Consider the following 13,904-nt stretch of genomic DNA (forward strand, 5'->3'; position numbering starts at 1 on the left):
CCGCCCAGCAGCAGACCCCCCAGACCCCCGACTGGGTGACGGTGGAGCTGCTGCCGGTCAACCCCTACTCCCGGCCGGGCATTCCCCTGGAGCAGGTCAACGGCATCGTCATCCACTACGTGGGCAACCCGGGCACCACGGCGGCACAGAACCACAGCTACTTTGAAAACCTGGCCCAGACCGGGGAGACCTACGCCTCCAGCCACTTTCTGGTGGGCCTGGAGGGGGAGATTATCCAGAACGTCCCCTTGGACGAGATCGCCTACTGCTCCAACCAGCGCAACGAGGACACCATCTCCATCGAGTGCTGCCACCCGGACGACAGCGGGGCATTCAACCAGGCCACCTACGACTCCCTGGTGCAGCTCACCCGCTGGCTGATGGAGGCCTACGACCTGGACACCGATCAGGTCATCCGCCACTACGACGTGACGGGCAAGATCTGCCCCAAATCCTTTGTGGAAAACCCGGAGGAATGGGAGCAATTTTTGAAGGATCTGGAACAATAGTCCGTTTTATCGGACAGCGCTTCTGCTATTCTGGTCCCAGAACAAGTGGAAAGGAGCGCTGACCGATGGAATATGAGATCCGATATGTACATGGACACGTGGAGGTTTACGACCAGAGGGGGCGCTTCTGCTGCTCCGGGGACACGGAGGGGGAGGCCCTGGCCGAGCTGGCGGAGCTGGCCGCGTAAGGAAAAAGGAGGATAGGAAATCCTCCTTGCGGGGCGGCGGGACAGGCCTTATAATAGGGGAAAACGGAATATCAGAGGAGGGGATCCCCTTGAAAGAGAACCTGATTATCATGCACGGCGGCGGTCCCACCGCGGTGCTCAACTGCTCCCTGTACGGCGCTGTGCGGGAGGCCCAGAAGAGCGGCGCCGTGGAGCATATCTACGGCGCGGTGGGCGGCACCGGCGGCCTGCTGCGGGAGCAGCTGCTGGACTTCAACGCCGTGCCGGAGGAGCAGCTGGAGCTGCTGCCCACCACCCCCGCCACCGCCATCGGCACCTCCCGGGACGCCCTGGAGGCGGAGGATTACGCCAGAATGACCGAGATCCTGGAGGCGCACAACATCCGCTATGTGCTGATGAACGGCGGCAACGGCACCATGGACGCCTGCGGCAAGCTGGCGGCCGCCTGCAAGGACAAGGGAATCAAGGTCATGGGCATCCCCAAGACCATGGACAACGACATCGCCGTTACCGACCACTGCCCCGGCTTCGGCAGCGTGGCCCGCTACATGGCGGGCACCGTCCGGGAGCTGGGGGTGGACGTGCGCAGCCTGCCCATCCACGTGGTGGTGCTGGAGTCCCTGGGCCGTAACGCCGGGTGGACCACCGCCGCCTCCGCCCTGGCCCGGGAGCAGGGGGGCGACGCCCCTCACCTGATCTATCCCCCGGAGCGCCCCTTCCATGAGGATGAGTTTTTGGACCGGGTGGGCGACATGTACCGCAGGCTGGGCGGCGTGGTGGTGGTGGCCAGCGAGGGCCTCCACGACGACGCGGGCAAGCCTATCGTGCCCCCCATCTTCCAGACCGGCCGCTCCACTTACTTTGGCGACGTGTCCTCCCACCTGGCCCAGATGATCGTCCGGCGGCTGGGCATCAAGGCCCGCAGCGAGAAGCCGGGGATTCTGGCCCGGGCCTCCATCGCCTGGCAGTCCCCGGTGGACGCGGCGGAGGCCGAGCTGGCGGGCCGGGAGGCCTGCCGGGCCGCCCTGGCGGGGGAGACCGGCAAGATGGTGGGCTTCCGCCGTCTGTCCACCGAGCCCTACCGGTGCGAGACCTTCCTCATCCCCATCGAGGAGGTCATGCTGGGGGAGCGGGTGCTCACCCCCGAGTACCTCACCGCCGACGGCACCGACGTGACGGAGGAATTCCGCCGCTGGTGCGCCCCCCTCATCGGGCCGGAGCTGCCCTCCATGGCCCGCCTGGTGTGAACCTGAAACGCCCCTTTTCGCGGCCGGTCCCGGGACCGGCCGCGTTTTTTGTCACTGGAGCAAAAAGTATGATAAAACTTCATACTTACCAAAACTGATGAGTTTGCGTATACTGGTGTCAATAAAAGGAGGCTCGGTGTCCATGAGACTGAAAAAATCGTCTTTCTGGAGCAAGATACCCAACTGGGTATGGCTGCTCATCTCCCTGGCCGTGGCCGTGATCATCTGGCTGCTGGCTGCTCACACATGGCCCATCGTGTTCGCCACTCCGGCAGCCGTGTTCCAGGCTTTTCTCGACAAGGCTGCCAGCGGCGTGCTGTGGGGCCACGTCTGGGCCAGCTTGTCCCGGGTACTGTCCGGCTTTGCCATCGCGTTTGTGGTCTCCATTCCGGTGGCCTTCCTGATGGCCTGGTACGACCCCTTCCGCCACGTGGTGGAGCCCTGGATCCAGTTCATCCGCAACATCCCCCCTCTGGCCTACGTGTTCCTGATCATTGCCGCTCTGGGTATCGGTCAGGTCAGTAAGGTGACGGTTATCTTCATCGCCGCCTTCCTGGTGATGGTCATTACCATTTATCAGGGTGTCAAGGGCGTGGATACCACCCTCATCAAGGCGGCCCGGGTGCTGGGCGCCAAGCAGAGCGACATTTTCTTCAAGATCACCATCCCTGCCTCCACCCCCTTCATTCTGGTGGCCGCCCGGCTGGGCCTGTCCACTTCCATGACCACTCTGATGGCCTCTGAGATTGTGGGCGGCGACAAGGGCATCGGCATGATGATCCAGCAGGCCAACGGCTACTACCAGATGGACGTGATGCTCATGGGCATCATCCTGCTGGGTATCATCGGTATCTGCTTTGAAAAGATTGTGAAATTCCTTGAGAGGAGGTTTACGGGATGGCAGGAAACGATTCAGCAGTAAAGGTACATATCGACCATGTGGTCAAGAAGTTCAACGGCCGCAATGGTGAGATGATTGCCTTGAACGGCGTGGATATGGACATCCATGAAAACGAGTTTATTTGTGTGGTGGGCCCCTCCGGCTGCGGCAAGTCCACCCTGCTGAATATCATCGGCGGCCTGGAGACCCCCACCGAGGGCAAGGTGCTGGTGGACGGCAAAGAGGTTCAGGGCCCCGGCCCCGACCGCGGCATCGTGTTCCAGCAGTACGCTCTGTTCCCCTGGCTCACCGTGGAGAAGAACGTGGAGTTCGGCCTGAAGCTCCAGGGCAAGAGCAAGGAGGAGTGCGAGGAGCTGGCCCGCAAGTATCTGAAGATGGTGGATCTGGAGGGCTTTGCCAAGGCCTACCCCAAGGAGCTCTCCGGCGGCATGAAGCAGCGCGTGGCCATCGCCCGTGCCTATGCCGTCAATCCCAAGGTGCTGCTGATGGACGAGCCCTTCGGCGCCCTGGATGCCCAGACCCGTACCCAGCTGCAGCAGGAGCTGCTGAACACCTGGGAAAAGGAGCAGAAGACCTGCTTCTTCATCACCCACGACGTGGAGGAGGCCATCATCCTGGCCCAGCGGGTGGTCATCATGTGCGCCCGTCCCGGCCGGGTCAAGGAGATCGTGGATATCGACATCCCCTATCCCCGTGACCAGGAGACCAAGATGAGCCCCCGGTTCCTGGAGCTGAAGAACCACATCTGGAGCCAGGTGTACCAGGAGTATCTGTCGGTCCGGAAATAAGCATCACGTTCCGGTCTGAACCGGATCGAGATAAATTCAGAAGGAGGAATTATCACAATGAAGAAGAAACTGCTCTCTCTTGCGCTGGCCTGCGGGCTGGTCTTCTCCCTGGCCGCCTGCGGCGGCACCGGCGACACGACCCAGACTCCCGCCGGCGGCAACAGCGAATCCCCCGCCCCCGCCGCCAGCGAGTCCCCCGCCGGCACCACCACCGAGTATGAGCCCGCCACCGTCCGGGTGGCCTACATGCCCAACCTGGGCTCCGCCGGTTCCCTGTTTGTGGGCATCGAGCAGGGCTACTTTGAGGAAGTGGGCCTGACTGTCGAGGTCTTTGAGTTCCAGGGCGGCCCCGCTGAGATCGCCGCTATGGCCTCCGGCGACATCGACATCTCCCAGATCGGCCACGGCGCTCACTCCCTGTGCATCCAGGGCCAGGCCAAGATCTTCCAGATGGATCACACCACCTCTCTGTCCGACGTGGTGGTGGGCAACAAGGCCAAGGGTATCGAGACTGTTGAGGACCTGAAGGGCAAGACTGTGGCCGTGTCCTCCGGCACCTCTTCCGAGATCATCCTGGAGCAGGCTCTGGCCCGCGCCGGCATGACCATGGACGACATCAACACCGTGGAGATGACCGTGGACGGCATGACCACCGCTATGATCTCCGGCCAGATCGACGCCTGCGCTTCCTGGTCCCCCAACACCGTCACCCTGCAGAACGCCCTGGGCGACAACTATGTGAACCTGGGCACCAACACCGACTTCCTGGACAGCGCCATCTTCCCCTCCAGCTACATCTGCACCCCTGAGTACGCCGAGGCCAACCACGACATCCTGGTGCGCTTCGCCCAGGCTCTGGACAAGGCTCATGACTGGCGTGCCGAGCACCCCGAGGAGATGGCCAAGCTGCTGGCCGCCAAGCTGGACGCCCCCGAGGAGACCATGCTGGCCGCTGTGAACGAGGCTGACTGGTACACCATCGTGGAAGTGTGCGGCGACATGGACGCCATCAAGACCGTGTACGAGACCCAGCAGGGCATCTTCCTGGACAACGGCACCATCACCGAGCAGGTTCCCGTGGAGGACTACGTGCTCTTCGACGTGATGCAGGAGGCCTACGAGGCCTACAGCGCCGCCAAGTAAATCCCGCTTACCCCGCCGGGGCTCCGTGTTAGGCGGAGCCCCGGCGCTCTTTTGCCGCCGGTGTTTACAGAAACGGCGGGCGGGGGGTATAATAAGCGGTATGAAAGGGGGGAGCGGGCGTGCTGATCCTGGTGCTGATGCTGTGTCTGGCCACGGCGGTGTACGTGGCGCTGCGGCGGCGGGACGTGCTGTCCCTCTATCTGCTGGGCATGAGCGTATGCAACCTGGTGATGCTGGCGGGCATCGTCATCTATATCGCCAAAATGGGGGGCACCGCCGCCCAGCAGAGGGCCTTCCTCTTCCTGGTGCCGGAGCTTCAGACCTGGCTGCAGTTTCTCCCCCTGTCCATGGACAAGCTGGGCTATGTGGTGGCCATCGGCCGCTCCCTGTATCCCCTGTTCGCCCTGCTGGCCGCCCTGGAGACCACCATGATTCCGTTTTTCCGCCGCAGGCTGAAGGGTCTGCGGATACTGGCATGTATACCCCCGGCGCTGTGGCTGATCTATTACTATCCCCGTACCTTCCGCACCCTCATCGACGGCCGGCTGTGGGTCCTGCCCATCCTCATCAATGTGGTGCTGGCGGGGATCGTGGTCTATCTGGCGGCGGCGGCGGTGCTGATGGTGCTGGAGTACCGGGCCACCACCATGCCGGTGTTCAAGCGCAACTTCCGGTATGTGCTGCTCTGCTTTTTGAGCATTTCCGTGCTCTATCTGCTCTACGCCGTCAAGGACCCGGCCCAGATCTACAACATGTTTATCTCCGAGTATATCCGCCTGGGGATCACCAGCTACATCAGCTCCTCCCTCCCCGGTCTGGGGTGGATTGTGCTGGGGCTGTGTACAGTGTTTTCCGTGGTGCTGGGCAGCTACAGCATGGTGCGCTATACCCAGGTGAACTATGACGATACCCGCCAGGACCTGATCCTCCAGCGGAAATTTGACGCCGCCGGCATAGGTGTGTCGGTGTTCGTCCATGGAGTGAAAAACCAGCTGCTCTCCAGCCGGGTGCTCCACAAGAAACTGTCCCGGGCTCTGGCGGAGGACCCGCCGGACCTGGAGAAGATCCGGGCCTGCGCCGGGCAGCTCAACGAGCTGAACGAGGGGATGCTCCGGCGGATGGACGAGCTCTACCGCTCGGTGAAGAACAACGCCATCACCCTCACGCCGGTGTCGGTGGAGCAGCTGGCTCTCACCGCCGTGGAGCGGTTCCACGGCAAGTATCCCGACCGGCCGGTGTCGGTGGAGCTGACCACCCACCGGCAGGTGCTGGCCGACCTGGGCCACCTGAGCGAGGCCATCTGCAACCTGCTGTGCAACGGCTTTGAGGCGGCCCTCCAGGCCGGGCGTGACAACCCCCGGGTGGAGCTGCTGGCCCGGGGGGAGCGGATGTGGACGGTGCTGGAGGTGCGGGACAACGGCAAGGGCATTCCCGCCGAGCTGCAGAACAAGATCTTTGAGCCCTTTTTCACCAGCAAGAATACCAACTATAACTGGGGTATGGGGCTGTATTACGTGCGGAAAATTGTGAAAAGCCACCTGGGCCGCCTCCGACTGGAGAGCCGGCCGGACCAGGGGACCAGCTTCTTCATCATGCTGCCCCTGTACGACGCCCATGAGGAGGAGTGAGTGCCATGGAACAAAAGATCCGCGTGATGGTGGCGGAGGACCTGCCTCTGCTGCGGGAGGACTTCTGCGACGTGGTCTCCTCCCAGGAGGACATGGAGGTGGTGGGCGCCGCCGCCACCGGTGAGGAGATCGTGGCCCTGGCGGCCAAGACCCCCTGCGACGTGATTTTGATGGACATTGAGATGGAGACCATCGACGCGGGCATCCGGGCGGCGGAGGTGATCACCGCCCAGAAGCCCCAGGTGAAGATCCTCTTTCTCACCGCCCATGAGACCGACGACATGATCACCAGCGCCATGGGCACCGGCGCGGTGGACTATGTGGTGAAGGGCTGCGAGGAGGAGAAGCTGCTGGAGCACATCCGCCGGGCCAGCCAGGGCCGGGCGGAGCTGGACCCCCGGATCCAGAATACCGTGATGCAGGAGTACGCCCGTCTGCGCCGCAGCGAGCGCTCCCTCATCTTTTTCATTAACAATGTGGCCCACCTGACCCCCGCCGAGCACGAGCTGGTAAAGCTGCTGCTCCAGGACAAGAAGGTGGCGGAGATTGCCAAGCTGCGGTGCGTGGAGGTGGTCACCGTCAAGACCCAGATCAAGGGCCTGCTGAATAAATTCGGCTGTTCCCGCACCAAGGAGATCGTCAAAATGATCCGGCAGATGAGTTTGGAGCATCTGTTTCAATAACGGAAGGAGACATCGTTATGGACTACTATCATATTTCCGCCCAGGAGCTGGGCAAGGACGCCAAGCTGCCTATCGTAAAGCTGGGGGACTCCGGCGAGGTCTTTTATGAACTGGCCGCCGAGATGTGCGCCGAGATCCGGGCCAACAACGCCGCCGGCAAGCACACCGTGTTCATCTGCCCCGTGGGCCCGGTGGGCCAGTACCCCATCTTTGTCCGGCTGGTGAACCGGGAGAAGCTGTCCCTGAAGAACTGCTGGTTCATCAACATGGACGAGTACCTCACCGACGACGGCCAGTGGATCGACAAGGACGATCCCCTGTCCTTCCGGGGCTTCATGGCCCGGGAGGTGTACGGCAAGATTGACCCCGAGCTGCTGATGCCCGAGGAGCAGCGGGTATTCCCCGACCCCAACGACCTGGGCCGCATCCCCGCCCTCATTGAACAGCTGGGCGGCGTGGATGTTACCTTCGGCGGCATCGGCATCACCGGCCACCTGGCCTTCAACGAGCCCCAGCCGGAGCTGACGGCAGAGCAGTTTGCCCAGCTGCCCACCCGGGTGCTGGATATTTCCCCGGAAACCCGGGCCACCAACTGCGTGGGCGACCTGGGGGGCGCGCTGGAGGACATGCCCCACAAGTGCGTCACCATCGGCATGAAGGAGATCCTCTCCGCCAGGAAGATCCGCCTGGCCGTGTTCCGGGACTGGCACCGGGCCGTGTGCCGCCGGGCGGCCTACGGCGCGGTCAGCGCCGCCTTCCCCGCCACCCTGGCCCAGAATCACCCCGACGCGGTGCTGTACGTCAACGCCAACGCCGCCCAGAAGGCCTATTGAGGTGACCGCCATGGAGAGCTCCTTTTATCTGAAAAACAGCTCCGTCCTGCTGGACGGCGCCTTTGTCCCCGCCGACCTGGCGGTGGAGGACGGCAAGATCACCGCCATCACCCAGGGCCACTACAATGAAAAGGGCCTGCCCGAGCTGGACGGGACCGGCCTGCGGGCCGTTCCCGGCTTTCTGGATGTCCACACCCACGGCGCCGCCGGGGTGGACGTAAACGCCGCCGACGCCGAGGGCCTGCGCACCATCGGCCGGTTCTTCGCCAGCCAGGGGGTCACCGGCTGGCTGTGCTCCATCCTCACCGACACGGTGGAGCAGACCCTCTGGTGCCTGGAGCAGGCCCGGCAGGTCATCGAGGGCGGGCCCTACGACGGGGCCGCTCTGCTGGGGGTCCACCTGGAGGGCCCCTGCCTGTCCACCGAGTACAAGGGGGCCATGCCGGAGCATCTGCTGATGCACACCGCCGACCCGGACCTCTTCGCCCGCTACCAGAAGGCCAGCGGCGGCCACATCCGCTACGTCACCCTTTCCCCGGAAATTCCCGGGGTGGCCGAGATGATCCCCCGGCTTACCGCCATGGGCATCGTATGCGCCATGGGCCACAGCGGGGCGGGCTATGACCAGGCTATGGCCTGCGTCAAGGCCGGTGTCCGCTCCTGTACCCATCTGGGCAACGCCATGCGGCTGTTCCACCAGCACGACCCCGCCATCTTCGGGGTGGCTCTGGAGAGCGACGTATATGTGGAGGCCATCTGCGACGGCCGCCACCTCCACCCCGGTACCGTCCGCCTCTACCTGAAGGCCAAGGGCTATGACCGGGTGCTGGCCATTACCGATTCGATCATGGCCGCCGGCCTGCCCGACGGCAACTACAAGCTGGGGGTCAACGACGTGATTGTGGAGGACGGGGACGCCAAGCTGCCCAACGGCGTCCGGGCCGGCTCCACCCTCACCCTGGCCCAGGCTCTGCGCAACCTGATGAAATTTACCGGCCAGAATACCGAGACCGTGGTGCCCCTGATGACCGCCAACCCCGCCCGGCTCATGGGCTGGACCGGCAAGGGGGAGATCGCCCTGGGCAAGGACGCCGACCTGGCGCTGCTGGACCAGGATGCCCAGGTGGTGCGCACCATCGTGGGCGGACGCACGGTGTATACCCGCGCCTGAATACAGATTCAAATTGTAAAGGAGATATTGTTATGCCTTTGGTACCTCTGCGTCCCGTGCTGGACGCCACCGTGAAATATGGCTACGCCCAGGGGGCTTTCAACGTCAACGCCGTGGCTCAGGCCGAGGCCGTCATCGCCGTCCATGAGATGTTCCGCTCCCCCGCCATCCTGCAGGGGGCCGACCTGGCCAACGCCTTCATGGGCGGCCGGGTGGACTTCCAGAGCGGCACCCTGGAGGACAAGAAGAAGGGCGCCCGCAACATCGCCGAGGCGGTGAAGAAGTTTGCCCAGAACAGCCCCATCCCCGTGGTGCTCCATCTGGACCACGGCAAGAACTTTGACTCCTGCGTGGCCGCCATCGAGGGGGGCTACACCTCCGTCATGATCGACGGCTCCTCCCTCCCCTTTGACGAGAACGTGGAGATTACCCGGGAAGTGGTGAAGTACGCCCACGCCCGGGGCGTATCCGTGGAGGGCGAGCTGGGCGTGCTGGCCGGCGTGGAGGACCACGTGTTTGCCGCCAACTCCACCTACACCAACCCTCTGTCCGCCATTGAGTTCTTTAAAAAGACCGGCGTGGACGCCCTGGCCATCAGCTACGGCACCATGCACGGCGCCAGCAAGGGCAAGGACGTGAAGCTGCGCAAGGAGATCCCCATCGCCATCAAGGAGTGCATGAACCATGAGGGCATCCAGGGTGTGCTGGTGTCCCACGGCTCCTCCACCGTGCCCCAGTACATTGTCAGCGAGATCAACGCCCTGGGCGGCGACATCAAGAACGCCTACGGCATCTCCAAGGAGGAGCTGAAGGCCGCCATCCCCTGCGGCATCGGCAAGATCAACGTGGACACCGACATCCGCCTGGCGGTGACCCGCAACTTCCGGGAGCTGTTCCGGGATCACCCCGAGCTGAAGGACGACCCCAAGGTGGGCGGCATCTGGAAGCTGCTGGACGAGAAGCGGGACGCCTTTGACCCCCGCGCCTTCCTGGCCCCCATCATGGACACCGTCATGTACGGTACCGGCGACGAGGGCACCGTGGCCCTGATCACCGACGCCATGCGCCGGGGCGTGAAGGAGGCCGTGGGCACCCTGATCGTGGAGTTTGGCAGCTATGGCAAGGCGCCTCTGGTGGAGATGGCCTCCCTGGAGGAGATGGCCGCCCGCTATGCCAAGGAGGGCGTGTAACATGAAGGATATCACCCTGTCCTTCCAGGACCGCAGGCCGGTGCTGGCCCCCGGGGAGCTGGAGGAGAAGCTCAAAGCCTCCGCCTCCCTGCTGGCGGAAGTGGTGGCCGGGGAGGAGCAGTACCAGGACAGCCTGGGCTGGCTCCATGTGGACGACTACGCCGGACCGGCGCGGGTGGACTTCCTGCTGGAGCAGGCGGCCCGGGTGCGCGCCGACGCCGACGCCTTCGTGGTCATCGGCATCGGCGGCTCCAACCAGGCCTCCCGGGCGGCGGTAAAGGCCCTGCGGCCCAAGGACGGCCCCGCCATTCTGTGGGCGGGCAACACCATCTCCGCCTGCGAGATGGCCCGCACCCTGGAGGAGCTGGACGGCTACAAATCCATCTATATCGACTGCATCGCCAAGAATTTTGAGACCCTGGAGCCCGGCATCGCCTTCCGGATGCTGCGGCACTACCTGGAGAAGCGGTACGGGGAGGCCGACGCCGCCCGGCGGATCTTCGCCACCGGCACCCCCGACTCCACCCTCCATCAGCTGTGCCGGGACCACGGCTACACCTTCCTGGAGTTCCCCGGCCCCATCGGCGGCCGGTACTCCATCGGCAGCGATGTGGGCCTGTTCCCCATGGCGGTGGCGGGCATCGACATCAAGGCTATCACCCAGGGTATGCGGGACATGCGGGACCGGCTCTTCGCCGAGCCCGCAGAGGAGAACATCGCCCTCAAATACGCCTGCCTGCGCAACCTGATGCTGAGGCACGGCTACAAGCTGGAGATGATGGCCTTCTTTGAGCCCCGGCTGGACTACTTCGCCAAGTGGTGGATCCAGGCCTTTGCCGAGAGCGAGGGTAAGGACGGCACCGGCCTCTACCCGGTGGTGTCCTCCAACTCGGAGGACCTCCACTCCATCGGCCAGTTCATCCAGCAGGGCAGCCCCATCCTGTTTGAGACCTTTATCGAGGTGCGGGCGCGGGACGCCAGCGTCATCATGCCCGCCGAGACCAAGAAGGACTACTTCCAGTACCTGGACGGCAAGGACTTCTGGGACATCAACGACACCGCCCGCAAGGCCACCATGGAGGCCCACAGCGAGGGCGGCATCCCCTGCCTGAACCTGTCCGTCCCCGCCCTGGACGCCCACACCCTGGGTCAGATGTACTACTTCTTCCTGTTCGCCTGCTACCTGTCCTGCAAGCTGACGGGGGTAAACCCCTTCAACCAGCCGGGGGTGGAGGCCTACAAGGGCTATATGTTTAAAAATTTGGGAAAGCCGGGTGCCAACTGAATGAAACATATCTTTTTGAATCTGAAGCGCTTTGACGTGCCGGTGGAGCTGGGGGGCGTGAACCGCCTGGCTCCCATGGCCGACTGGGGCAAGGTCATCGTCAGCGAGACCCAGAAGGGCCTCACCGGCTATGAGGCCAACGAGGTGGAGTTTGTGGACTTCTTCCCCGAGGCCCATATCCTCTCCGCCGCCGCCGCCCGCACCGCCGACAGCAAGGTGGAGGTGGGCTGCCAGGGCGTGTACCGGGCGGATACCGCTGTGGGGGGCAACTTCGGGGCCTTCACCACCAACCGGCCCGCCCACGCCGCCGCCGCTCTGGGCTGCGGCTGGACCCTCATCGGCCACTGTGAGGAGCGCAATGACAAGGCGGGGATCCTGGCCGAGGCCGGGGTCACCGACACCGCCGCCGTCAACCGCCTGCTGAATCAGGAGATACGTGCCGCCCAGGCCGCCGGGCTGAAGGTGCTCTACTGCATCGGCGAGAAGAGCGAGGAGCAGGAGGCCTGGCAGCAGGTACTGGGGGACCAGCTCTCCATCGGCCTGGACGGGGTGGACAAGAGCCGCGTGGTCATCGCCTACGAGCCCATCTGGTCCATCGGGCCCGGCAAGACCCCCGCCGACAAGCCCTACATTGAGAAGATCGCCCGCTTCGTCAAGGAGCAGACCGGCGGACTGGACGTAGTGTACGGCGGCGGGCTGAAGGCGGACAACGCCGCCATGCTCGCCTCCATCGCCGAGATCGACGGCGGCCTCATCGCCCTCACCCGGTTCAGCGGGGAGATCGGCTTCTACCCCCAGGAGTATCTGGAGATCATCCGGCTCTACATGGGCCATTAACGGAGGTAAGTTATGAAACTGGATTTTGAGTACGGCCAGGGCCTGATGAGCGCGGAGCTGCCCGACAGCACCGATATCTTTATCCCCGGGGAGACGGTGGCCGATCCCCCCTGCCTGCCCCAGGACTGGGACAGCCTGTACAACGCCACCCTGCAGTCCATCCGCAACCCCATCGGCATGGAACCCCTGAAGGAGCTGGCCGCCCCCGGAAAGACGGTGGTGTTCGTCATTCCCGACATCGTCAAGGGCGGCAACCAGCCCACCTCCCACCGGAAGGTGGCCATCCGGGCCTGCCTGGATGAGCTGTACGCCGCCGGTGTGGAGAAGAAGGACATCCTGCTGCTCTTCTCCAACGGCCTGCACCCCCGTGCCACTGTGCCCGAGATGCGCACCATCCTGGGCGAGGAGCTGTTTAACGAGTTCTATCCCTCCGGCCAGATCACCAGCCACGACAGCGAGGACTACGACCACCTGGTGGACCTGGGCTACACCGCCCAGGGGGACCACGTGATCATGAACAAGTACGTCTTTGACGCCGACATCGCCATCCTCATCGGCCACACCCAGGGCAACCCCTACGGCGGCTACTCCGGCGGCTACAAGCACTGCGCCACCGGCATCTCCCACTGGCGCAGCATTTCCGCCCACCACGTGCCCCAGGTGATGCACCGGCAGGACTTCGTGCCCGTGTCCACCAACAGCGAGATGCGCCACAAGTTCGACCAGCAGGGCATGCTGATGGAAGAGAAGATGGGCAAGAAGTTCTTCTGCTGCGACGCGGTGCTGGACACCAAGTCCCGTCAGATTGAGATCAACTCCGGCTGGGCCAAGGAGATGCAGCCCATCTCCTGGAAGATGGCCGACAAGCGGACCTATGTCCACTGGGCGGAGAAGAAGTACGACATCGTGGTGTTCGGCATGCCCACCAACTTCCACTACGGCAACGGCATGGGCACCAACCCCATCCAGATGATGCAGGCCCTGTCCGCCCAGGTCATCCGCCACAAGCGGATCATGAGCGACCACTGCGTGTTCATCGTCTCCTCCATCTGCGACGGCTACTTCCACGACGAGCGGTGGCCCTACCTGCGGGAGCTGTACGACATGTTCCAGCACGACTACATGAACACCCTGGCAGACATGAACCGGTACGGCGAGTATTTCGCCACTAAGGAGGAGTATATCCGCAAGTACCGCTTTGCCAACGCCTTCCACCCCTTCCACGGCTTCTCCATGATGAGCTGCGGCCACATCGCCGAGATGAACACCTCCGCCATCTATATCGTGGGCGCCCGGGAGCCGGGCATTGCCCGGGGCATGGGCCTGAAAACCCGGGCCACCTTTGAGGAGGCCCTCCAGGACGCCATGCGCAAGTACACCGGTCCCAACCCCAACATCCTGGCCCTGCCCAAGACCTTCACCACCGCGGCGGTCCACCTGTGCATGAAGGACCCCGCCCTCAACTCCACCCCCATCAGCGGCACGCCCTGCGGGTGCTGAG

At 63.8% G+C, this 13,904-nt stretch carries 14 protein-coding genes; all 14 read left to right on the forward strand.

Going from position 1 to position 13,904, the window contains the following annotated elements; all coding sequences use genetic code 11:
- On the forward strand, nt 1-509 hold a 509-nt coding region (locus B5F88_RS06170; protein ID WP_140402069.1), incomplete at its 5' end, for a peptidoglycan recognition family protein.
- Between the two features lie 65 nt (nt 510-574).
- Nucleotides 575-697 carry a hypothetical protein gene (locus B5F88_RS21755; RefSeq protein WP_275532915.1) on the forward strand — a complete coding sequence of 41 codons (123 nt, stop codon included), beginning with the start codon at nt 575-577 and terminating at the stop codon, nt 695-697.
- A gap of 89 nt (nt 698-786) precedes the next feature.
- Nucleotides 787-1,944, forward strand: a complete 1,158-nt coding sequence (locus B5F88_RS06175; protein WP_087343015.1) for a diphosphate--fructose-6-phosphate 1-phosphotransferase — start codon at nt 787-789, stop codon at nt 1,942-1,944.
- Between the two features lie 142 nt (nt 1,945-2,086).
- Nucleotides 2,087-2,866 carry an ABC transporter permease gene (locus B5F88_RS06180; RefSeq protein WP_087343018.1) on the forward strand — a complete coding sequence of 260 codons (780 nt, stop codon included), beginning with the start codon at nt 2,087-2,089 and terminating at the stop codon, nt 2,864-2,866.
- Nucleotides 2,842-3,633 (forward strand): ABC transporter ATP-binding protein, encoded by a 792-nt coding sequence (locus tag B5F88_RS06185; RefSeq protein ID WP_087343020.1) that lies wholly within the window; start codon nt 2,842-2,844, stop codon nt 3,631-3,633. The genes B5F88_RS06180 and B5F88_RS06185 overlap by 25 nt, the downstream gene beginning before the upstream one ends.
- 57 nt (nt 3,634-3,690) lie before the next feature.
- Nucleotides 3,691-4,776, forward strand: a complete 1,086-nt coding sequence (locus B5F88_RS06190; protein WP_087343023.1) for an aliphatic sulfonate ABC transporter substrate-binding protein — start codon at nt 3,691-3,693, stop codon at nt 4,774-4,776.
- A 119-nt stretch (nt 4,777-4,895) separates the two neighbouring features.
- Nucleotides 4,896-6,404 (forward strand): HAMP domain-containing sensor histidine kinase, encoded by a 1,509-nt coding sequence (locus tag B5F88_RS06195; RefSeq protein WP_087343026.1) that lies wholly within the window; start codon nt 4,896-4,898, stop codon nt 6,402-6,404.
- 5 nt (nt 6,405-6,409) lie between these two features.
- Complete coding sequence (locus B5F88_RS06200) at nt 6,410-7,087, forward strand: response regulator transcription factor (RefSeq protein ID WP_087343029.1); 678 nt, start codon at nt 6,410-6,412, stop codon at nt 7,085-7,087.
- 17 nt (nt 7,088-7,104) lie between these two features.
- Nucleotides 7,105-7,920 (forward strand): glucosamine-6-phosphate isomerase, encoded by an 816-nt coding sequence (locus B5F88_RS06205; protein WP_204246205.1) that lies wholly within the window; start codon nt 7,105-7,107, stop codon nt 7,918-7,920.
- A gap of 10 nt (nt 7,921-7,930) precedes the next feature.
- The gene (nagA, locus tag B5F88_RS06210) at nt 7,931-9,091 is read left to right on the forward strand and encodes an N-acetylglucosamine-6-phosphate deacetylase (protein WP_087343195.1); all 1,161 of its coding nucleotides are present in this window, start codon (nt 7,931-7,933) and stop codon (nt 9,089-9,091) included.
- Nucleotides 9,092-9,123: 32 nt separating this feature from the next.
- Complete coding sequence (locus B5F88_RS06215) at nt 9,124-10,281, forward strand: class II fructose-bisphosphate aldolase (RefSeq protein WP_087343036.1); 1,158 nt, start codon at nt 9,124-9,126, stop codon at nt 10,279-10,281.
- 1 nt (nt 10,282) lies between these two features.
- Nucleotides 10,283-11,566: a glucose-6-phosphate isomerase gene (locus B5F88_RS06220; protein WP_087343040.1), complete on the forward strand. Its 1,284-nt coding sequence runs from the start codon at nt 10,283-10,285 to the stop codon at nt 11,564-11,566.
- Nucleotides 11,567-12,403, forward strand: coding sequence for a triose-phosphate isomerase family protein (locus B5F88_RS06225; RefSeq protein ID WP_087343043.1), 837 nt, complete (start codon nt 11,567-11,569; stop codon nt 12,401-12,403).
- A gap of 12 nt (nt 12,404-12,415) precedes the next feature.
- Nucleotides 12,416-13,903 (forward strand): lactate racemase domain-containing protein, encoded by a 1,488-nt coding sequence (locus B5F88_RS06230; RefSeq protein WP_087343046.1) that lies wholly within the window; start codon nt 12,416-12,418, stop codon nt 13,901-13,903.
- Nucleotide 13,904: the final 1 nt, after the last annotated feature.

Source organism: Flavonifractor sp. An306 (genome assembly GCF_002159455.1).
Classification (GTDB): Bacteria; Bacillota; Clostridia; order Oscillospirales; family Oscillospiraceae; genus Flavonifractor.

What these genes read in the sequence shown, in the direction of transcription:
- B5F88_RS06220 (WP_087343040.1), top strand. Translation starts at nt 10,283, where the DNA reads ATGAAGGATATCACCCTGTCCTTCCAGGACCGCAGGCCGGTGCTGGCC.
- B5F88_RS06215 (WP_087343036.1), top strand. Translation starts at nt 9,124, where the DNA reads ATGCCTTTGGTACCTCTGCGTCCCGTGCTGGACGCCACCGTGAAATAT.
- B5F88_RS06205 (WP_204246205.1), top strand. Translation starts at nt 7,105, where the DNA reads ATGGACTACTATCATATTTCCGCCCAGGAGCTGGGCAAGGACGCCAAG.
- B5F88_RS06200 (WP_087343029.1), top strand. Translation starts at nt 6,410, where the DNA reads ATGGAACAAAAGATCCGCGTGATGGTGGCGGAGGACCTGCCTCTGCTG.
- B5F88_RS06180 (WP_087343018.1), top strand. Translation starts at nt 2,087, where the DNA reads ATGAGACTGAAAAAATCGTCTTTCTGGAGCAAGATACCCAACTGGGTA.
- B5F88_RS06190 (WP_087343023.1), top strand. Translation starts at nt 3,691, where the DNA reads ATGAAGAAGAAACTGCTCTCTCTTGCGCTGGCCTGCGGGCTGGTCTTC.
- B5F88_RS21755 (WP_275532915.1), top strand. Translation starts at nt 575, where the DNA reads ATGGAATATGAGATCCGATATGTACATGGACACGTGGAGGTTTACGAC.
- B5F88_RS06230 (WP_087343046.1), top strand. Translation starts at nt 12,416, where the DNA reads ATGAAACTGGATTTTGAGTACGGCCAGGGCCTGATGAGCGCGGAGCTG.
- B5F88_RS06185 (WP_087343020.1), top strand. Translation starts at nt 2,842, where the DNA reads ATGGCAGGAAACGATTCAGCAGTAAAGGTACATATCGACCATGTGGTC.
- nagA (WP_087343195.1), top strand. Translation starts at nt 7,931, where the DNA reads ATGGAGAGCTCCTTTTATCTGAAAAACAGCTCCGTCCTGCTGGACGGC.
- B5F88_RS06225 (WP_087343043.1), top strand. Translation starts at nt 11,567, where the DNA reads ATGAAACATATCTTTTTGAATCTGAAGCGCTTTGACGTGCCGGTGGAG.